Source organism: Massilia soli (genome assembly GCF_016809835.1).
Taxonomy (GTDB): domain Bacteria; phylum Pseudomonadota; class Gammaproteobacteria; order Burkholderiales; family Burkholderiaceae_D; genus Telluria_A; species Telluria_A soli.
On record NZ_JAFBIL020000005.1, the window covers coordinates 68,706 to 87,205 of the forward strand.

The following is an 18,500-nucleotide window of genomic DNA, read 5'->3' on the forward strand; positions in this document are numbered from 1 at the left end:
GCTGCGCCGGGTCCGCCCCACGTCATTTCAATTGCCCTGAGCTAAACGCGTTAAAATAGCTGGTTCGCCTCACCTATTGCATATATGAAACTCTCCAAACAATTCAGCCTGTACGAATCCGACCACACCAAGTTCATCAATGAACTGAAGGCCAAGAATCCAGGCATCGAAGAAGGCCAGCGTGAAGGCCGCGCGCTGCTGTGGGACAAGGCGCCGCTGACCCTGAACGAACAGGACCGCCGCGCCGAATCGCGCGTCAAGCAGCAGCCGTACGTGTACCAGAACAAACTCTGACCGAACCGATCATGTCGCCAGACGCGGCCGCCGGCGCACTCGCCGGCACCGTCGTTGAACCGGACGCCGGCGCCGCCGCCGTACCGGAGCAGCCAGCCGCACCCGACGCCGCAGTAGCACGCCTGTACGGCGAGCCGTTGCTGCGCATGCCGACCGACCTGTTCATTCCGCCCGACGCGCTTGAAATCTTTCTCGACGCCTTCGAAGGCCCGCTCGACCTGCTGCTGTACCTGATCCGCAAGCAAAACTTCAACATCCTCGACATTCCGATGGCGCAGGTCACCCTGCAATACCTGAAGTACGTCGACCAGATCCGCCTGCACAACCTGGAACTGGCCGCCGAATACCTGTTGATGGCGGCGATGCTGATCGAGATCAAGTCGCGCATGCTGCTACCGCAGCGCAAGAGCGAAGGCGACGACGAAGCCGGCGACCCGCGTGCCGAACTGGTGCGCCGCCTGCTGGAATACGAACAGATCAAGCTGGCCGCCTACGACCTCAACGCCGTGCCGCAGCTCGACCGCGACTTCATCCGCCCGCAGCTGTTCATCGAGCAAAGTTCGGTGCCGGCGTGGCCCGACGTCGACGTCGGCGACCTGCAGCGCGCCTGGATGGACGTGCTCAAGCGCGCCAAGCTGACCCAGCATCACCGGATCAGCCGCCAGGAACTGTCGGTGCGCGAGCACATGACATCGATATTGCGCCAGCTGCAGTCAAGCCGCTTCGTCGAGTTTGCCGACCTGTTCGACGGCCAGGGCAGCGTGCCGATCGTGGTCGTGCACTTCGTCGCCATGCTTGAACTGGCCAAGGAAACGCTGATTGAAATTACCCAGGCCGAACCGTTCGCCCCGATCTATGTGCGACTGGCGTATTCGCCAGCGTAAGGCCGCACCCCATTACTGTCTTAGGATGTACCACCAATGAAAATCGTCTCCACCATTGAAGAACTGCGCGACCAGCTCAGCGGCCAACTGCGCACCGCGTTTGTGCCGACCATGGGCAACCTGCACGAAGGCCACCTGTCCTTGATGCGCCTGGCGCGCAAGCACGGCGACCCGGTGGTTGCATCGATCTTCGTCAACCGCCTGCAGTTCGGCCCCAACGAAGACTTCGACAAATACCCGCGCACCTTCCAGGCGGACGTGGAAAAGCTGGAAAAGGAAGGCGTGTACGTGCTGTTTGCGCCGACCGAGAAAGAACTGTATCCGGAACCGCAGGAGTTTCGCGTCAGCCCGCCTGACGGCCTGGGCAACACGCTGGAAGGCGAATTCCGCCCCGGCTTCTTCACCGGCGTCTCGACCGTCGTGCTCAAGCTGTTCTCGTGCGTGCAGCCGAAGGTCGCCGTGTTCGGCAAGAAGGATTACCAGCAACTGATGATCGTTCGAAACATGGCGCGCCAGTTCGCGCTGCCGACGCAGATCATTGCCGCGGAAACCTGGCGCGCCGACGACGGCCTGGCCCTCTCCTCGCGCAATATGTACCTCAGTGCCACCGAGCGCGCCGAAGCGCCATCGCTGTACCGTGCGCTGACCTCGGTTGCCGGCGAAGTACGTTCCGGCCACCTCGACATCTACCAGCTCGAACACAAGGCGATGGACGAGCTGGCGTCGCGCGGCTGGAACCCCGACTACATCTCGATCCGCAAGCAGATCGACCTGCAGCCGCCGACGGCGGGCGACCTCGCCCAGGGCGCGCCGCTGGTGGTCCTCGCCGCGGCCAAGCTCGGCACCACCCGCCTGATCGACAACCTCGAAATCTAACGACGCAACCTTCCAAAATCGGGAACCTTCCAAAATCGGGGACAGACCGGGTCACGGTGACCACCATTTTAGAATGTTCTAAAATGGTGGTCTGTCCCCGATTTTGGAATGAAATGGTGGTCACCGTGACCCGGTCTGTCCCCGATTTTGGAATGTTTGGGCGAAAAAAACCGGAGCGCGTGGCTCCGGTTTTTTTATTGGCGGCCCGCGTTTATGCGGTCACGTTTTGTGCCCAGGCGAGCGCCTGCAGGTGCATCTTGTTGACGTCTTCCGGGATGATGCCGAGCGAGGCGGCTAGCGACGAGACCAGGTTCGAGTTCAGCTCGCAGGCTTCGGCCAGCGCCAGGTACGGACCGTACATGCCGCCACGGGTCAGCAGCGCGCGCACGACTTCGTCAGGCAGCTGGATGGTTTCGAGCACTTCCTTCATCGGCAAGCCAAGCAGGCGGTCGAGCAGCGAGAACATGCCGCAGACGAACAGGTTTTCGCCTTCCGCACGCCCCAGGATCTTTTGCCCGAGCAGCTCGGCGAGGCGCCCGCGCACTACCGCCGTTTCCATCAGCACCGGCGAGTAGCCGCTGGTGCTTGCCGTCGCCAGCAGCAGGGTCAGCCAGCGGTACAGCGGCGCGTAGCCGAGCATCGTGATGGCCTGGCGCAGCGACTGGATGTCGCGCCCGGCACCAAAGCCGGCGGTGTTGATGAAGCGTAGCAGCTTGTACGAGAGCGCCGGGTCGCGCTTGAGCACGCCTTCGATCTTGGGGATGTCTTCATTGTTCTGCACCATCTGCATCAGTTGCAGGATGATGGTCTGCGCCGGGTTCATACCCTTGACCGGAATGCCCGGCCGCGGCGTCAGGTGCAGCTTGCCCACAAAAGCGTCCAGGCCGAGCGCGGCGCAGGCGTCGAAGTCGGCCCAGGTGGTGACCGGACGGCCAACCATCCGTACCGATGCCTGCTTGAGCGCGGCGTAGGCGCGCGCTTGCGCGGCCACGTCGGCGCCGGAGAAGCGCACTTCGACATACGATGCGGCGCGCATGATCGTGTTGCGCAGCTTGGACAGGTCGCCGTCGCGCACCGAGATGCCGACCCCGCCCGCGCGCAAGCCTTGCACGGCGGCGAGCGTGTTCGGGTCGTCGAGGTCGGATGCCTTGAGGGTCAGCACGGTGTGTTCCGGCGGCATCTGGTGCAGCGCGTCGGTCGACAGCATGCCGGGCACGGCGTCGAGGAACAGGATCTTGTCGCGTAGAAGCCAGCCGCCGTCTTCGTCGTTGACGTGCTCGGCGACAAAGCCGATCAAGGATTCGAGTTCGGCGTCGGTGGGTGTTTCGTTTTCATGGTGCTGCCATGACAGTTCATAGCCGATCACGCGCTGCTTCGGGTCGAGCAGCGGTTCGCGGACGATAAAATTTGTTTGATGCATGTATTGGTCGCCAGTGATGCTAATGAATCGCGCGCGGCGGACCGAAGCCCGCGCTGCGCTTAGAAGCCGAGGCTGTCCAGCAGGTCGTCCACCTGGCCCTGGTTGGACACGACTTCGTTGCCGACCGGATTGATTTGCGGGCCGTTCAGCAGGCCGCTGTCAAACTCGCGCTTGACTTCGGCAGGCGCGAAATCGACCAGCAGCTGGACCAGTTGCTGTTCCAGGTTCTGGGCGATGGTGGTCACGCGCGTGATCACCTGGCCAGTCAGATCCTGGAAGTCCTGGGCCATCATGATGTCCATCAGGTGGCCCTTGGTCCCGTTGGCGGCCGTCGTCGATTGCTCGAGTTGGGCAATCGTCTGGGCGGCCATGGCGCGCCAGGCAGGGTCGCCGCCGCCCGGAACGTCCAGCATGGCCTTCCATGACGCGATCAGGCTGGCCGAGCCGGCGCTGATGCTGTCCTGCAGCGGACCGGCTGCGTCGGTGGCATTGAGGACCTTGTCGGCGGCCTGTTGCGACAGCCGCGCCACGTAGTCGAGGCGGTCGCGCGCGTCCGGGATGTCGGACGCGGCTTTTTCGATCAGCTTGTCGAGACCAAGACCGCGCAGGCTTTCGTGCAGCGAGCGCGTCATGTGGCCAATCCGGCTCATGAACTCGTCATGCGTGCCTTCATCGGCTTCCGTTGCGCCAACAGCGCCAACGGCCATTTGCTCAACCATCTTAAGCCCCGACTTTTTCGAGTTTCTCGAAGATCTTGTTCAGCTTTTCGTCCAGGGTCGCTGCCGTGAATGGCTTGACGACGTAGCCGTTGGCGCCGGCCTGGGCCGCGGCAATGATGTTTTCCTTCTTCGCTTCCGCCGTCACCATCAGCACTGGCAGCTTGGCCAGCGCCGGATCGGCACGAATGTTTTGCAGCATGGTCAGGCCGTCCATGTTCGGCATGTTCCAGTCCGACACGACGAAGTCGAATTGCTCGCTGCGCAGCTTGGCCAGCGCCATGACGCCGTCTTCAGCCTCATCGACATTGGCGTAACCCAGTTCCTTCAACAGGTTGCGCACAATGCGGCGCATCGTCGAGAAATCGTCTACTACTAAAAACTTCATCTTTGGATCAGCCATGAATTACTCCGTTGATTCTCTTACTGTGTTGTTGATGGGCGCTTAGCCTACGCATGCAGGCCTTAGGATAGCAGTTTTGTTGCTCTACGGCGATCAAAGTGGGTACGAAAAAGTGCGAAACGGATCAAACGCGCAACGCCCGGCTGCCATGCGTTGCCAGATGATTAAGTACCATGCCCGGCAGCGACAATAATGGCCCCACTTCGTGGGTGGCGCCGACGGCGATCGCTTCGCGCGGCATGCCAAATACCACGCACGACGCCTCGTCCTGGGCGAAGTTGTAGGAGCCGGCCGTCTTCATCTCGAGCATGCCGGCGGCGCCGTCCTTGCCCATGCCGGTCAGGATCACGCCGACCGCGTTCTTGCCGGCCGATACGGCCGCGGAACGGAACAGCACGTCGACCGACGGGCGGTGCCGGTTGACCGGATCGGTCTGCTCGATCCGGGTGATGTAGTTGGCGCCCGAACGGGCCAGCAGCAGGTGCGAATGGCCCGGCGCGATGTAGGCGTGGCCCGGCAGGATACGCTCGTCGCCGGCCGCTTCGCGCACGCTGATCTTGCACAGCGAATCGAGGCGCCGCGCGAACGAACTGGTGAACCCTTCCGGCATGTGCTGGGCGATCAGGATGCCGGGGCAGTCCGATGGCATCTGCATCAGGAATTCGCGGATCGCTTCGGTGCCGCCGGTGGAGGCGCCGATGATGATCAGCTTCTCCGACGAGGTCAGCGGGTTGCGGATGGCCGGCAGCGCGGCGCCGGTGCGCTCGCCGGTCGGCACGGTGCGCGCGCGGATGCGCGCCTTGGCGGCCGCGCGGATCTTGTCGGCGATCAGGTCGGCGTATTCGCGCATGCCCGACTGGATCGAAATCTTCGGCTTGGTCACGAAGTCGACCGCGCCCAGCTCCAGCGCGCGCATCGTGATCTCCGAGCCGCGCTCGGTCAGCGACGACACCATCACCACCGGCATCGGGCGCAGGCGCATCAGCTTTTCCAGGAAGTCGAGGCCGTCCATCTTGGGCATCTCGACGTCCAGGGTCAGCACATCGGGATTGGTCTGCTTGATCAGGTCGCGCGCCACCAGCGGATCGGGCGCCACGCCGACCACTTCCATATCGGGCTGGCTGCTGATGATTTCCTTCATGACGCCGCGGATCAGCGCCGAGTCGTCCACGATCAGTACTTTGATCTTCATAAGCTGGGCTTTCAGAATTAGAACAGGTCGATCTCGCCACCAACCGGCTGGACCTTGAGCCTGCTGGCGTAGTCGAGTTCGCGGCGGGCCAGCGTGTCGTTATGGGTTTGCATCAGTTTCTTGACGAGCACCTTGCCGGTGCGCGGGAAGAAATACACCTTGCGCGGGTAGATGTCGTTGAGGTCTTCGGCCAGCACGCGGATACCCTCGGTCTTGAGGAATTTCATCACGAAGGACGCGTTGCGCTCGCCGACGTTAATCGCCGTAAATCCGCGCAGCACCGCGCCGCCGCCGAATACCTTGGCTTCCAGGTTTTCGCGCCGGGCGCCGGACTTGAGCAGGTCATTGATCAACACCTCCATCGCGTAGGTGCCGTAACGCATCGATGCCGATACCGGATTGTTGACGTCGCCGCCGCCGTCCGGCAGCATGAAGTGGTTCATGCCGCCCAGCCCCGTGACCCGGTCGCGGATGCAGGCCGACACGCAGGAACCGAGCACGGTCACGATCAGCATGTCCTTGCCGGTGTAGTAATACTCGCCCGGAAGAATCTTCGCGGCATCGCAATCGAACGTGCGGTCGTAATAGACGTTGGTGGCGAATTGTTCTCTAGCTTCGATTGCCATAGTTGTTTCTCATTTCACTGCTGCTATCGGGAAGCGGCGCGAGGGTCGAGCTCGTACACCGTTTTGCCACGCAATTTCAAGGATTCCGATACGTACAGGAAATTCTCTGAATGGCCGGCGAACAACAGTGCGTCCGGCTTCATCAGCGGTACAAAGCGCGCCAGGATCTTGCGCTGGGTCGCCTTGTCAAAATAAATCATCACGTTGCGGCAGAAGATGACGTCGAACTGCCCTTGCAGCGGCCAGCCGTCGGCCAGCAGGTTCAGCTGGCGGAAGGTGACCATGTTGCGCAGCTCCGAACGCACGCGCACCATGCCCTCCTGGGCGCCTTTGCCGCGCTGGAAGAACTTCTTCAGGCGCTCAGGTTCCATCTTGCCGATGCGCTCTTCCGAGTACACGCCGTTGGCGCCGGTCGCCAGCACATTGGTGTCGATATCGGTGGCGATGATCTGTACCGGCGGGGTCAGCGTGTTGAAGGCTTCGCACGCGGTCATCGCGATCGAATACGGTTCTTCGCCGGTCGAACTGGCCGAGCACCAGATCGTGATCGGCTTGTCGCGCACTTTTTTCAGGTGCTCGGCCAGCAGCGGGAAATGGTGCGCCTCGCGGAAGAACGACGTCAGGTTGGTGGTCAGCGCATTGGTAAACGACTGCCACTCCTCGCCCAGGTGGCCGCCTTCGAGGTCGTCGAGGTAGCGGGTAAACGAACCGATGCCGGTGGCGCGCAGCCGCCGCGCCAGGCGGCTGTAGACCATTTCCTGCTTGCTGTCGGCCAGCGAAATCCCGGCCTTCTGGTAGATCAGTGCACGCACGCGCTCAAAGTCACCCTTGGTAAACGTGAATTCCTTGACGGTTTCGGATCTTGTTGGCGACACTTTGATAACCTCATGTTCCTATTACAGGCCGGCCTGTGCGGGCACTGCTCACTGCACTACGCCTGCGCCTAGAATTCTTCCCAGTCGTCGCCGCTGACCGCTGCCGCCGCTGCCGCCTTGGTTGGCGCCGCCCTGGTTGGCGCTGCCTTGGCCCCCGGCTCGATCCGCGGCGCCGCAACCGCGGCGCGTGCCGGCGCCGCGACCGGCACCGGCGCCTTGCGCAACGGCGCCGGCGCGGCGCGTACCGCGCGCTCGTCGTCGCCATTGAGCTTGAAGATGCTCACCGCCTCGGCCAGCCGCTGCGATTGCTCCTGCATGCTTTCGGCCGCAGCCGCCGCTTCCTCCACCAGCGCCGCGTTCTGCTGCGTCATCTCGTCCATCTGGGTGATGGCCTGGTTGATCTCCTCGATGCCATGGCTTTGCTCCGCGGTGGCCGCGGTGATTTCGCCCATGATGTCGGCTACCTGGCGGATCGACGTGACCACCAGGTCCATCGTCTGCCCGGCTTCGTCCACCAGCCTGCTGCCGGTATCGACCTTGTCGACCGAGTCGCCGATCAGTTGCTTGATTTCCTTGGCCGCGCCGGCCGAGCGCTGGGCCAGGTTGCGCACTTCGGACGCCACCACCGCAAAGCCGCGGCCCTGCTCGCCGGCGCGCGCCGCCTCGACCGCCGCATTCAGCGCCAGGATATTGGTCTGGAACGCGATGCCGTCGATGACGCCGATGATGTCGACGATCTTGCGCGAGCTTTCCTTGATCGACCCCATGGTATCGACCACCTGGGCCACCACGTTGCCGCCTTTGATCGCCACCGACGATGCCGATACGGCCAGCTGGTTGGCCTGGCGGGCATTGTCGGCGTTCTGCTTGACGGTGCTGGTCAGTTCTTCCATCGAGCTGGCGGTTTCTTCCAGCGAGCTGGCCTGGCTTTCGGTGCGCGACGACAGGTCGGCATTGCCGGCTGCGATTTCGCGCGAGGCGACCGTGATCGTCTCGCTGCCGGTACGCACGTGGCCGACGGTGCGGGCCAGGCTTTCGTTCATGTCCTTGAGCGCCTGCAGCAGTTCGGTGACTTCGTCCTTGCCTTCGACGACCACCTGCGAGGTCAGTTCGCCCGCCGCCACTTTCTGCGCCACCGCCACCGCGTTGCCCATTGGCCGGGTGATCGAACGGGTGGTCAGGATCGAGCCGACGGTGCCGATCACCACTGCCAGCGCGCCCAGCGCGAACAGCATGATGTTCAGGCGGCGGTCGCTCTGCTCGGCGCTGGCGATGAAGGCGCGGGTGGCGACCTGCTGCATGTCGACCAGTTTGTTCATCGCCGCGAGGGCCTGCTGGTTGAGCGGGTCGATGCGGTCCGACAGCACCTTGCCGGCACCTTCGGTATCGAACGCCATGACCAGCGCGGACGCTTCCTTGAAGGCCGCGTCGACCTTCGCTTCGACGCCGGCCAGTTCGGCCAGCACTGCCTTTTCGGCGTCGCTCAGCCCGGCCGCTTCGAGCGCGGCGCGCGCCTCGTCGTAGCGTTTGTCCTGGGTCTTGACGCGTGCCTCTTCCTTCTGCATCAGCTCGACGTTGGCTTGCAGGCCGATGTTACGCATCGCGATGCCGGTTTCCAGCATCGTGCTTTTCATCGTCGCGATAAGAAGGTTCTTGGCGTTGGCCTGGTCCAGGCCGTCCATCAAACGGTCCTTGTTGCGGGCATTGATGGCGGCCGAGGCCACAATCATCCCCACCAGGATCAGCAGGATGCTGCCGAAACCCATTGCAAGGCGGGTACCGATCTTGAAATCGCGCAGGTTCATTGTCTCGTCCCAGGTAAGGTTCGGTTAAGCAGCCAGCTTTTCGATCAGGCCCATCTCGCCCGACGACATCAGCTTGTCGATGTCGACCAGGATCAGCATGCGCTCGTCGATCGTTCCCAGCCCGATCATGTAGTCCGAATTGAAGGCGCTGCCCATTTCCGGCGCCGGCTTGATCTGGTCGGCGCTCAGGGTGGTCACGTCGGAGACGCTGTCGACGACCATGCCCATGATGCGGCCGCTGATGTTCAGGATGATCACGACGGTGAACTGGTCGTAGACCGGGGTGCCGAGGTTGAACTTGATGCGCATGTCGACCACCGGGATGATGATGCCGCGCAGGTTGATCACGCCCTTGATGAACTCAGGCGCGTTGGCGATGCGCGTGACCTGTTCGTAGCCGCGAATCTCCTGCACTTTCAGGATGTCGATGCCGTATTCTTCCGAGCCGAGCGTAAAGGCCAGGAACTCGCTGCCCGCGCCGTCCTTGGCATCGCCGGATTTCAGGTTGTTGAGAGAGATCGACATGGTGGGTTCCTATCAGTTAAGCGCGAAAATTAAGAGAAGATTGACTCGTCGGCCAGCTGGCGCGACGAACGGATAAGGGCCGATACATCCAGGATCAGCGACACGCCGCCGTCGCCCAGGATGGTGGCGCCGGAAATGCCGGTCACCTTGCGGTAGTTCGATTCCAGGTTCTTGACCACCACTTGCTGCTGGCCGACCAGGTCGTCCACGAACAGCGCGGCCTTGCGGCCGTCCGATTCCAGGATCACGACGATGCCCTCGCACGGGTTGGTAAAGCGCGGCACGATGTCGAACATTTGATAGAGCGGGATCAGCGGCAGGTATTCGCCGCGCACCTTGATGACGCGGCCGCGCCCGGCGATTTCCTTGATGTCGTCTTCGGCCGGCTGCAGCGACTCGACCACGAAGCCGAGCGGCAGGATATACACCTCCTCGCCGCAGCGGATCGACATGCCGTCCAAGATCGCCAGGGTCAGCGGCAGCGAAATCGAGATGGTGGTGCCGAAGCCGCGCGCCGAACGAATGTCGACGCTGCCGCCCATCGCGGCGATATTGCGCTTGACGACATCCATGCCGACACCGCGTCCAGAGACGTCGGTGACCGCTTCGGCGGTCGAGAAGCCCGGCGCGAAAATCAGCTGCCAGACTTCCGAATCGCTCATCGAATCGGACACGGCCAGGCCGTTTTCGGCGGCCTTGGCGAGAATGCGTTCGCGGTTCAGGCCACCGCCGTCGTCCGCCACTTCAATCATGATATTGCCGCCCTGGTGGGCAGCCGACAGGAACAGGCGCCCGGTGTCGGTCTTGCCGGCGGCGCGGCGCACTTCCGGCATTTCGATGCCGTGGTCGATACTGTTGCGCACCAGGTGGGTCAGCGGGTCGACGATCCGTTCGATCAGGCCCTTGTCCAGTTCCGTCGCGGCGCCGTTGGTGATGAAATCGACCTTCTTGCCAAGCTTGCCGGCCAGGTCGCGCACCATGCGCGGGAAGCGCGAGAACACGAAGTCCATCGGCATCATCCGGATCGACATCACCGCTTCCTGCAGGTCGCGGGTGTTGCGGGTCAGCTGGCTGACGGAGTTCAGCAAGCGCTCATGCACCATCGGGTCGAGCGAATCGCTGCGCTGTTCGATCATGGCCTGGGTGATCACCAGTTCGCCGATCAGGTTGATCAGCTGGTCGACCTTTTCGATCGATACGCGGATCGACGACGATTCTGCGCCTTGCGGCACCTTGTCGTCCTTTTTCACCGCCAGCTTCTTCTCGGCCATCGCCTCGGCATCGGCGCCGTCGGCCGATGGCACGATGGCCTTGGCGCTGCCAGGGGTGTCGGCAACGCGCGCGGCGGCGCGAATCTGTTCGATCGGCTGGAAGAAACCGTAGCCGCGTTCTTCGTCGCTGACCTCGGCCGCCGCCGTCTCAGGGGCGTCGTCGTCAAAGAATCCGTAACCCTGGTCCTGCTCCACCTTGGCGCGCGCGGCGTCTTCGATCGCGCGCTGCTCGGGCGTGAGCGCGGGTGCTTCAAAAATCTTCAGGTCGTCCGGGTCGAGCACGAACGAGCAGATGGCGACGATGTCGTCCAGGCTTTCATGGGTGGTCACGATGATCGCGGTGCAGCCGCCGGCCAGCGGCGCTACCGACACGCGCCCCATCAGGCCGACTTCGGCCACCAGCGCGTTGACGTCGCGCTGCTCGACCAGCGGCAGTTCGATGCGGAAGCGGCGCGCGCCCTCGCCCACCGTGGATTTGGCCACGCTGGCGCTGCCGAACGAGGCCATGACGGCGCTGCCGGCGGCGGCCACGATCTCGTCTTGCGACAGCTCTTGCAGCATCATGCGCACATTGGCGACGGCATCCTGGTCGACCGGCGCGCCGTTGCGGTGGCCGTCCAGCTGCATCTTGAGGATGTCCTTGGCCTGCAAGAACGCCTCCACGTGTTCGGCGGTCAGCGGCATCTCGCCCTTGCGGATGCGGTCCAGCAGCGACTCGAGGATGTGCGTCACTTCGGTCATGTCGTTCAGGCCGAACGTCGACGCGCCGCCCTTGACCGAGTGGGCCGTGCGGAATACCGCATTCAGGTCCTCGGCGTCGGGCGCGTCGATATCGACGGCCAGCAGCAGGCGTTCCATTTCAGCCAGCAGCTCCTCGGCTTCATCGAAGAAGACCTGGAAAAACTGGCTAATATCGATGGTCATGATGGAACTCCATGAATTTCGCGATGCATCATTGCACGTACTCCCAGCCGTTGATCAGCCGATGACTTTTTTGACGACTTCAATCAGGCGCTGCGGATCGAACGGTTTGACCAGCCAGCCATTGGCGCCGGCCGCACGGCCCTTCGACTTCATTTCGTCGGACGACTCGGTCGTCAGCATCAGGATCGGGGTCTTCTGGTATTCAGGAAGTTCGCGCAGCAGCTTGATCAGCGCCAGGCCGTCCATGCGCGGCATGTTCTGGTCGGTCAGGACCAGGTCGACCGCCTGCAGCTTGGCTTTCTCCAGGCCGTCCTGGCCATCGACCGCCTCGATGACGTTGTAGCCGGCGGCCTTCAGGCTGAAGGCGACCATCTGGCGCAGCGAACTGGAATCGTCGACTGCGAGAATTGTTTTTGCCATCTTTTGTGCTCCTGCTTTTTTTAAAATCGGGACGCGACGCGTCCTGTGGTGGTTTAACGTGGGTGACTAGAAAAGCTCTATGTCGCCGCTCTCCAGATGCTGCTGGTTGACTGCTTTTCTCAACGCGCTGCGCAATTCGAGCGACTGGATCGCCAGCGCCATGCTGACTTTGCCGAGCAGGTCGACGATTTCCTCGCTGCCGCTGTCGGGCAGGATGTGGTTGCCGTGGGCGCCCACCGTGTCGAGGAATTCGCGCAGCCCGGTCACGCGCTTGAGCGTGCGGTCGAGCAGCTGGCTGGTCATGTCCTGGAACTGCATGCTGGTGATCGCGGCGTTGACGTGCAAGCCGATCTCGCCCGACATGGCGCCGAGGCGCTCGCTGTCTTCCGCGCTCGGGGTCTGGCCGGCCAGCAGCATGTTGATCGTGCCCTGGCGGTCGCCGACCGCGGTGTGGATCGCCATGAAGCTGGTGGTCAGTTTTTCAATCGCTTCTTCCAGCAGCAGCTCGGTCTGGCGCAGGTCCGTCTCGACCTCCGTCAGGTGGCGGCGCCCGTGATCGGACACGCCTGACAACAGGCGCTTGACGTGCGATCCCAGTATTTTTTTTCTTGGCATTGCCTTCTCCGGTTCCCTATCCCGACCATCATTGCGGCGCTGGCGCGCTTGCGGTGGGCGCGACGCCCACCGCAAGCGTGCCAGCCTCGGACTCAATCGAGGCGCTGTCGCGCATGACGGCTTCTTCTGTTTTCTTGTTCATGACGATGATGCTGATGCGGCGGTTGATCGGATTGAACGGATCGAGCTTGTCGAGGTGGGCGGCCGCGGCCAGCCCGACCACGCGCAGGATCTTGTCATCCGACAGGCCGCCCAGCACCAGTTCGCGCCGCGAGGCGTTGGCGCGGTCGGCCGACAGTTCCCAGTTGCTGTAGCCGGCGTCGCTCATGTACGGGGTGGCGTCGGTGTGGCCCGACAGGCCGACCTTGTTCGGCACCTCGTTGAGCACGATGGCGATCACGTGCAGGATCTCGCGGGTGTACGGCTGCAGCTCGGCGCGGGCCAGCTCGAACATCGGACGGTGCTTCTCGTCGACGATCTGGATGCGCAGGCCTTCGCTGGTAATGTCGAGCAGCAGCTGGTTCTTGTATTTTTTGAGCAGCGGATTGACTTCGATGGCCGCTTCGATCTTGCCCTTGAGCTTTTTCAGGCGCGACACTTCCTCGCGCTCGAGCACCGCCTTGGCGGCCTTCAGGTCGTAGGTTTTCTTTTCCGGGATGGTATCGCCCTTCTTGACCTGGCCGGTGCGGCGCGTCATGTCGGTGCCGCCGCCCTGGATCACCGACGAGCTGTCGCCGCTGCCGGAGCCGCCCGACATGGCCACCTTGAGCGGGGTCTGGAAATACTCCGAGATGCCGTTGAGATCGCCCTTGGTGGTCGAGCCCAGCAGCCACATCAGCAGGAAGAAGGCCATCATCGCCGTGACGAAGTCGGCGTACGCGATCTTCCACGCGCCGCCGTGATGGCCGCCGGCGGTTTTCTTGATGCGCTTGACGATAATCGGGCGCAGGCCTTCATCCGCCATAGGGGCTCCGGGAGGTTTTTTTTACGCTAGGCATGGTTGATCGCTGAATCGAAGCTTACTTCGTTTTCGATTTCTTGATGTGGTCTTCCAGCTCGGCGAAGGTCGGGCGTTCGGTCGAATACAACACCTTGCGGCCAAACTCGACGGCCAGCGCCGGCGCGTAGCCGTTCAGGCTGGCAAGCAAGGTGACTTTGACGCACTGGAACATCTTTGCCTCTTCTTCCAGCTTCTGCTCAAGCAGGCTGGCCAGTGGGGTAACGAATCCGTATGCCAGCAGGATGCCGAGGAAGGTGCCGACCAGCGCCTTGGCGATCAGGATGCCGAGCTCGGCTGGCGGAATGCCCACCGACTCCATCGTGTGGACCACCCCCATCACCGCCGCGACGATACCGAACGCCGGCAGGCCGTCGCCCAGCTTGGCGATCACGTGGTGCGGGACCGCCCCCTCGTGGTGGTGGGTCTCGATCTCGTTGTCCATCAGGTTTTCGATCTGGAACGCGTCCATGTTCCCCGACACCATCAGGCGCAGGTAGTCGGTCATGAACTCGACGATATGGTGGTCGGACATCACGCTCGGGTACTTGGAGAACAACGGGCTTTCTTCCGGGCTGTCGATATCGCTTTCGATCGACATCAAGCCTTCCTTGCGCACTTTCGACAGCACGTCGAACAGCAGCGACATCAGCTCCATGTACAGGGCCTTGGTGTGGCGCGATCCCTTGAGCACGGTCGGAAGCGCCTTCATCGTCGCCTTGATCGACTTGCCATTGTTGCCAACGAAGAAAGCGCCGACCGCGGCGCCGCCAATCATCAGCAATTCAATCGGCTGGAACAGCGTGGCGAGGTGGCCGCCGGCAAGGGCGAAGCCGCCAAACACCGATCCGATGACGACGAGGTATCCGATAATGACTAACAACAGGAACTCCCAGTGGAATTTTTATTCTGGAGGATGTGATGCGCGAAGGCGCGTGCAGGTCAACGTGACGCGCTCAGCATTCAACTCAATTATTTACGTACGGAATCACAATAGCGTGAGAATGACCACCGGGCAAGTAAAAAGGCCTGTTCTGTCTCTTAAAAGTGCCATACGAAAACATTTGGGCCACGCCCAGTTGGCGTAATGCAAACGTCTGGCGCTTTTTCCGTTATCAGAAATTCATAACTGACCAGTTTGGAACCCGGCCGCATTTCGGCGCTGGCTTTGCGCCACAGCGCGCTCATCGCAGCGGGCGACAGGTAGGCGAACACCAGGTCGTACTCGCCGAAGTTAAGCTGTTCATAGTCGCCGCGGAGGAAGTTGGCGCTGCTGCCGACGGCCGCGGCGCGGATCCGGCTGGCCAGCCAGGGCAGCGGCGCCAGCTCGATGCCGGTGAAGCGCGACTCGGGGCGGCGCTTCGCCAGGTCCAGCACCAGCCCGCCCAGGCCGCTACCGATGTCGATCATCGACACCGCGCGCCCCGTCGGCAGCAAGGCGGCCACCTCGTCCCAGGCACGCTTGCCGGACGGGTAATACGGCACCTGGGTGCGGAAGGTCGACCAGTACAAGGTGAGCAGGAACACGAACACCACCAGGAACAGCAGCGGCGGCAACCCCAGGCTCAGCGCGCCGTACAGCGCCAGCGGAAAGCCGAACTGGATCGCGCGCCACCACGGCGCCAGGCCGCGCCACCAGGTCAGGCCGGCGGCGAGTAGCCCATGGACCAGGGCGGCGCCAAGGTAGGACACCGGCACGCCGGCGCGCGCCAGCAGGTACACCACGGCGAGGGTGGGCGCAAAGGCGCCGGCCTGGATCAGCAGCGCCTGCAGCGCGGGCGTGCGCCAGATGCGCAAAAGGGCAAGGCTCATGCCCTGCCCTTCAGACCGAAGACGATCGCGGCGGAAATCACGCCGCCTGCAGTGCCTCGGCTTCCCGCGACTTCTTGGTCTTGCCGGCGCGCGAAGGCATGTGGCACAGGCCGCACTGGTAGCCGTGGTTGAGGTCGAGGCAGTTGACGACAAATTTGCCCTGGCACTTGTCGCACGGGGCGACGGCCAGCATTTTGCTCTGGAAGAAGCGCACCAGGGTCCAGGCGCGGGTCAGCGACAGCACGGGCTCGGCGCCCGCTTCCGGCGGCATTTGTTCGAGGTACAGCTTGTAGGCCTTCATCACCGCCTCGATACCGGTCGCACCGGCGTGCTCGACGAGGAATTTGTGGATATTGATGAACAGCGAGGAATGGATATTCGGCTGCCAGGTCAGGAACCAGTCTGCCGAGAATGGCAGCATGCCCTTCGGCGGCGACATACCCTTGAGTTCTTTGTACAGCTTGAGCAGGCGCTCACGGGACAGCGAGACTTCGGTTTCGAGCAGCTGGAGGCGGGCGCCGAGCTGGATCAGTTCGATCGCGAGCTGGATTTCCTGGGCTTCGGACACAACGCTTTTCTTGGTCATTACTCTACTCCCCGACGATTAACACACGATGCTGCTGGGTACGGCGACTGGCGTTGCTTATGCGATTTCTTCGACTGCCTGGCCGGCCATCAGGATCGCGGCGTGGGATTGGGCCAGCGAGCGGTCTTTATTGTAGTTGGTCAGCATCGACAGGATCGCGCCGTCGTCGAAGCGGAAGCGGGCCAGCATCATGTTGCCGCCAGCGAGCTTGAGGATCTGGGCGTTGCTCATCGCTTCAATCAGGTCGGCGATTTCTGCCGAGATGCCGAGACGGAAGATTGCTGTGACTTTGTCCGCACGGATCATCTGCTGGGCGAGCATCAGGTAGCTCAGGTTAGCATCACGAATTTCCGCCATCATGTCGTTTGCAGTCATTTCCATCTCCTTGAATCCGATTTACCGTGGTCCGCTGTGCGAACCGCCGTGTTTGTATTGCCGATGAGATAGATTCTGGACTCACGGCAACAAACCGGGAATAGGCAGGAGCCTGTATTTTGGGTGAGGGAATGACGAAGTCGATCCGTAGGTGTTCGTCTGACAGACGCCCTCGAATCGTGGTCGCGCCCCTATGAAACAGGGACGGATAAATGGCTGTGTTCGACGGTCCGGAAGCCGGACATTGCAGTACATACTTTTTTCGTCTTGTACCGTTTACGTCAAACTTTTTGAGAACTTTAGGGTCACTTTGAAATTTTTTGATGTTTCTTAAAAAACTTCTGGTGCCCCATGTCTGAGTTATTAACGTCAGCCGCTCCCGGAACTTTAGGGTCGATCGCAAATATTTTTGAAATTTCTTCAAAAGGCTGCGGACTCCCCCTTGTCTGAACCGGTTACGGCTGAGTTTGGGCAAACTTGAGGGCCAAACCGACTTTTTTTTCACTTTCTTACATTCGCCCCGAATCCCGATACGGATGCCGCCAAATTGCTTTAAAAGCAGTATCATTTTGCTTGGCGATGAACGGCCATTTCTTGGTACACTCGCATCACTTTGCATTCGACCAAGCCGCCCATGACCACCAAGCAAGATTGCGTCGCACGCGACGCCCAAGACGCCCTCGCCCCGCTGCGCGACCAATTCGACTTGCCGGACGGCGTTATCTATCTAGATGGCAACTCCCTTGGCGCACGGCCAAAGGCTGCGCTGGCGCGGGCGCAGGACGTCATCGCCCGAGAATGGGGCCGCGACCTGATCCGCAGCTGGAACAGCGCCGGCTGGTTCGACATGCCGCGCCGCCTGGGCGACCGGCTCGCCCCGCTCATTGGCGCCAAGGAAGCCGAAGTCGTCGTCACCGACACCACGTCGCTGAACCTGTTCAAGGCGCTGGCAGCCGCCGTGCACCTGCAGGCCAGCGGCGAAAACGCGCACCGCAAGGTGATCGTCACCGAGCGTAGCAATTTCCCGACCGACATCTATATGGCGCAGGGCTTGACCAGCTGGCTCGACCGCGGCTACACCGTGCGCCTGGTTGACTCAAGCGACGAGATTGCCGCCGCGGTCGACGCCGACTGCGCGGTCCTGATGCTCACCCATGTGAATTACCGGACCGGCTACCAGCACGACATGGCCGCCGTCACCGCCCACGCCCACGCCCAGGGCGCCGTCACGGTCTGGGACCTGGCCCACTCGGCCGGCGCGGTGCCGGTCGACCTGAACGGCGCGAACGCCGATTTCGCGGTCGGTTGCACATATAAATACCTCAATGGCGGGCCCGGCTCGCCGGCCTTTATCTGGGTGCCGGCGCGCCACCAGGCCCGCTTTACCCAGCCCTTGTCGGGCTGGTGGGGCCACGCCGCCCCGTTCGCGATGGCGCCCGACTTCGCGCCCGGCACCGGCATCACCCGCGCCCTGTGCGGCACCCAGCCGGTGGTGTCGCTGGCGATGGTCGAATGCGGGCTGGCGGTGTTCGAGCAGACCGGCATGGACGCGATCCGCGCCAAGTCGCTTGCGCTGACCGACCTGTTCATCGCGCTGGTCGAGGAACGTTGCGCCGGCCATCCGCTTGGCCTGGTGACCCCGCGCGAGCATGCCCGGCGCGGCAGCCAGGTCAGCTTCACCCACCCGCACGGCTACGCGGTGATGGCCGCGCTGATCGCACGCGGCGTGATCGGCGACTACCGCGAACCGGCCATCATGCGTTTCGGCTTCACGCCGCTGTACACCAGCTTTGCCGACGTCTGGGACGCGGTCGAGATCCTGCGCGACGTGCTGGAGCGCGAAGCCTACGACATCCACGCCAGCCGCGGCGCGGTGACCTGACA

At 62.5% G+C, this 18,500-nt stretch carries 20 protein-coding genes; 4 read left to right on the forward strand and 16 right to left on the reverse strand.

The features are described from left to right. The first annotated feature begins 84 nt into the window (after positions 1-84). Genes I4X03_RS12915 through panC form a run of 3 tightly spaced genes read left to right on the forward strand, consistent with a single transcriptional unit; the run spans position 85 to position 2,054 of the window. Positions 85-294, forward strand: coding sequence for a DUF3460 family protein (locus I4X03_RS12915; protein WP_223468645.1), 210 nt, complete (start codon positions 85-87; stop codon positions 292-294). 11 nt (positions 295-305) lie between these two features. Continuing rightward, positions 306-1,178, forward strand: coding sequence for a segregation and condensation protein A (locus I4X03_RS12920; RefSeq protein ID WP_223468646.1), 873 nt, complete (start codon positions 306-308; stop codon positions 1,176-1,178). Between the two features lie 36 nt (positions 1,179-1,214). Continuing rightward, positions 1,215-2,054 carry a pantoate--beta-alanine ligase gene (gene panC, locus I4X03_RS12925; RefSeq protein WP_223468647.1) on the forward strand — a complete coding sequence of 280 codons (840 nt, stop codon included), beginning with the start codon at positions 1,215-1,217 and terminating at the stop codon, positions 2,052-2,054. A gap of 211 nt (positions 2,055-2,265) precedes the next feature. Here panC and I4X03_RS12930 read toward each other — a convergent pair whose 3' ends face one another. The 16 genes from I4X03_RS12930 to flhD all read right to left on the reverse strand — a co-directional run bounded on the left by I4X03_RS12930 (position 2,266) and on the right by flhD (position 16,616). Further along, on the reverse strand, positions 2,266-3,474 hold the full coding sequence (locus tag I4X03_RS12930; RefSeq protein WP_223468648.1) for an EAL and HDOD domain-containing protein: 1,209 nt from the start codon (positions 3,472-3,474) through the stop codon (positions 2,266-2,268). Positions 3,475-3,533: 59 nt separating this feature from the next. Then, positions 3,534-4,193, reverse strand: a complete 660-nt coding sequence (locus tag I4X03_RS12935; RefSeq protein ID WP_223468649.1) for a protein phosphatase CheZ — start codon at positions 4,191-4,193, stop codon at positions 3,534-3,536. A 1-nt stretch (position 4,194) separates the two neighbouring features. Then, complete coding sequence (gene cheY / locus I4X03_RS12940) at positions 4,195-4,593, reverse strand: chemotaxis response regulator CheY (protein WP_223468650.1); 399 nt, start codon at positions 4,591-4,593, stop codon at positions 4,195-4,197. A gap of 124 nt (positions 4,594-4,717) precedes the next feature. Next, positions 4,718-5,785: a protein-glutamate methylesterase/protein-glutamine glutaminase gene (locus tag I4X03_RS12945; protein WP_223468651.1), complete on the reverse strand. Its 1,068-nt coding sequence runs from the start codon at positions 5,783-5,785 to the stop codon at positions 4,718-4,720. A gap of 17 nt (positions 5,786-5,802) precedes the next feature. After that, entirely contained in the window at positions 5,803-6,411 is a 609-nt protein-coding gene (gene cheD, locus I4X03_RS12950; protein ID WP_223468652.1) for a chemoreceptor glutamine deamidase CheD, read from the reverse strand. A gap of 23 nt (positions 6,412-6,434) precedes the next feature. Then, a complete protein-coding gene (locus I4X03_RS12955; RefSeq protein ID WP_223468653.1) occupies positions 6,435-7,286 on the reverse strand; it encodes a CheR family methyltransferase in 852 nt (283 codons plus the stop codon). 68 nt (positions 7,287-7,354) lie between these two features. After that, positions 7,355-9,091: a methyl-accepting chemotaxis protein gene (locus I4X03_RS12960; RefSeq protein ID WP_223468654.1), complete on the reverse strand. Its 1,737-nt coding sequence runs from the start codon at positions 9,089-9,091 to the stop codon at positions 7,355-7,357. Between the two features lie 24 nt (positions 9,092-9,115). Next, entirely contained in the window at positions 9,116-9,616 is a 501-nt protein-coding gene (locus tag I4X03_RS12965; protein WP_223468655.1) for a chemotaxis protein CheW, read from the reverse strand. A 29-nt stretch (positions 9,617-9,645) separates the two neighbouring features. After that, positions 9,646-11,811: a chemotaxis protein CheA gene (cheA, locus tag I4X03_RS12970; protein ID WP_223468656.1), complete on the reverse strand. Its 2,166-nt coding sequence runs from the start codon at positions 11,809-11,811 to the stop codon at positions 9,646-9,648. Between the two features lie 54 nt (positions 11,812-11,865). Then, complete coding sequence (locus I4X03_RS12975) at positions 11,866-12,231, reverse strand: response regulator (protein WP_223468657.1); 366 nt, start codon at positions 12,229-12,231, stop codon at positions 11,866-11,868. A gap of 66 nt (positions 12,232-12,297) precedes the next feature. Next, a complete protein-coding gene (locus tag I4X03_RS12980; protein ID WP_223468658.1) occupies positions 12,298-12,846 on the reverse strand; it encodes a chemotaxis protein in 549 nt (182 codons plus the stop codon). Between the two features lie 28 nt (positions 12,847-12,874). Next, positions 12,875-13,810 carry a flagellar motor protein MotB gene (gene motB, locus I4X03_RS12985; RefSeq protein ID WP_223468659.1) on the reverse strand — a complete coding sequence of 312 codons (936 nt, stop codon included), beginning with the start codon at positions 13,808-13,810 and terminating at the stop codon, positions 12,875-12,877. Positions 13,811-13,865: 55 nt separating this feature from the next. Beyond that, on the reverse strand, positions 13,866-14,726 hold the full coding sequence (motA, locus tag I4X03_RS12990) for a flagellar motor stator protein MotA (RefSeq protein ID WP_223468660.1): 861 nt from the start codon (positions 14,724-14,726) through the stop codon (positions 13,866-13,868). 158 nt (positions 14,727-14,884) lie between these two features. Then, on the reverse strand, positions 14,885-15,655 hold the full coding sequence (locus tag I4X03_RS12995) for a class I SAM-dependent methyltransferase (protein WP_223468661.1): 771 nt from the start codon (positions 15,653-15,655) through the stop codon (positions 14,885-14,887). A 37-nt stretch (positions 15,656-15,692) separates the two neighbouring features. Next, a complete protein-coding gene (gene flhC, locus I4X03_RS13000) occupies positions 15,693-16,241 on the reverse strand; it encodes a flagellar transcriptional regulator FlhC (RefSeq protein ID WP_223468662.1) in 549 nt (182 codons plus the stop codon). A gap of 57 nt (positions 16,242-16,298) precedes the next feature. Beyond that, positions 16,299-16,616 (reverse strand): flagellar transcriptional regulator FlhD, encoded by a 318-nt coding sequence (flhD, locus tag I4X03_RS13005; protein ID WP_223468663.1) that lies wholly within the window; start codon positions 16,614-16,616, stop codon positions 16,299-16,301. 634 nt (positions 16,617-17,250) lie between these two features. Between flhD and kynU the strand changes: the two genes are divergently transcribed. Next, positions 17,251-18,498 carry a kynureninase gene (gene kynU / locus I4X03_RS13010; RefSeq protein WP_223468664.1) on the forward strand — a complete coding sequence of 416 codons (1,248 nt, stop codon included), beginning with the start codon at positions 17,251-17,253 and terminating at the stop codon, positions 18,496-18,498. The last annotated feature ends 2 nt before the right edge of the window (positions 18,499-18,500 follow it).

What these genes read in the sequence shown, in the direction of transcription:
- I4X03_RS12915 (WP_223468645.1), top strand. Translation starts at nt 85, where the DNA reads ATGAAACTCTCCAAACAATTCAGCCTGTACGAATCCGACCACACCAAG.
- I4X03_RS12920 (WP_223468646.1), top strand. Translation starts at nt 306, where the DNA reads ATGTCGCCAGACGCGGCCGCCGGCGCACTCGCCGGCACCGTCGTTGAA.
- panC (WP_223468647.1), top strand. Translation starts at nt 1,215, where the DNA reads ATGAAAATCGTCTCCACCATTGAAGAACTGCGCGACCAGCTCAGCGGC.
- I4X03_RS12930 (WP_223468648.1), bottom strand. Translation starts at nt 3,474, where the DNA reads ATGCATCAAACAAATTTTATCGTCCGCGAACCGCTGCTCGACCCGAAG.
- I4X03_RS12935 (WP_223468649.1), bottom strand. Translation starts at nt 4,193, where the DNA reads ATGGTTGAGCAAATGGCCGTTGGCGCTGTTGGCGCAACGGAAGCCGAT.
- cheY (WP_223468650.1), bottom strand. Translation starts at nt 4,593, where the DNA reads ATGGCTGATCCAAAGATGAAGTTTTTAGTAGTAGACGATTTCTCGACG.
- I4X03_RS12945 (WP_223468651.1), bottom strand. Translation starts at nt 5,785, where the DNA reads ATGAAGATCAAAGTACTGATCGTGGACGACTCGGCGCTGATCCGCGGC.
- cheD (WP_223468652.1), bottom strand. Translation starts at nt 6,411, where the DNA reads ATGGCAATCGAAGCTAGAGAACAATTCGCCACCAACGTCTATTACGAC.
- I4X03_RS12960 (WP_223468654.1), bottom strand. Translation starts at nt 9,091, where the DNA reads ATGAACCTGCGCGATTTCAAGATCGGTACCCGCCTTGCAATGGGTTTC.
- I4X03_RS12965 (WP_223468655.1), bottom strand. Translation starts at nt 9,616, where the DNA reads ATGTCGATCTCTCTCAACAACCTGAAATCCGGCGATGCCAAGGACGGC.
- cheA (WP_223468656.1), bottom strand. Translation starts at nt 11,811, where the DNA reads ATGACCATCGATATTAGCCAGTTTTTCCAGGTCTTCTTCGATGAAGCC.
- I4X03_RS12975 (WP_223468657.1), bottom strand. Translation starts at nt 12,231, where the DNA reads ATGGCAAAAACAATTCTCGCAGTCGACGATTCCAGTTCGCTGCGCCAG.
- I4X03_RS12980 (WP_223468658.1), bottom strand. Translation starts at nt 12,846, where the DNA reads ATGCCAAGAAAAAAAATACTGGGATCGCACGTCAAGCGCCTGTTGTCA.
- motB (WP_223468659.1), bottom strand. Translation starts at nt 13,810, where the DNA reads ATGGCGGATGAAGGCCTGCGCCCGATTATCGTCAAGCGCATCAAGAAA.
- I4X03_RS12995 (WP_223468661.1), bottom strand. Translation starts at nt 15,655, where the DNA reads ATGAGCCTTGCCCTTTTGCGCATCTGGCGCACGCCCGCGCTGCAGGCG.
- flhC (WP_223468662.1), bottom strand. Translation starts at nt 16,241, where the DNA reads ATGACCAAGAAAAGCGTTGTGTCCGAAGCCCAGGAAATCCAGCTCGCG.
- flhD (WP_223468663.1), bottom strand. Translation starts at nt 16,616, where the DNA reads ATGACTGCAAACGACATGATGGCGGAAATTCGTGATGCTAACCTGAGC.
- kynU (WP_223468664.1), top strand. Translation starts at nt 17,251, where the DNA reads ATGACCACCAAGCAAGATTGCGTCGCACGCGACGCCCAAGACGCCCTC.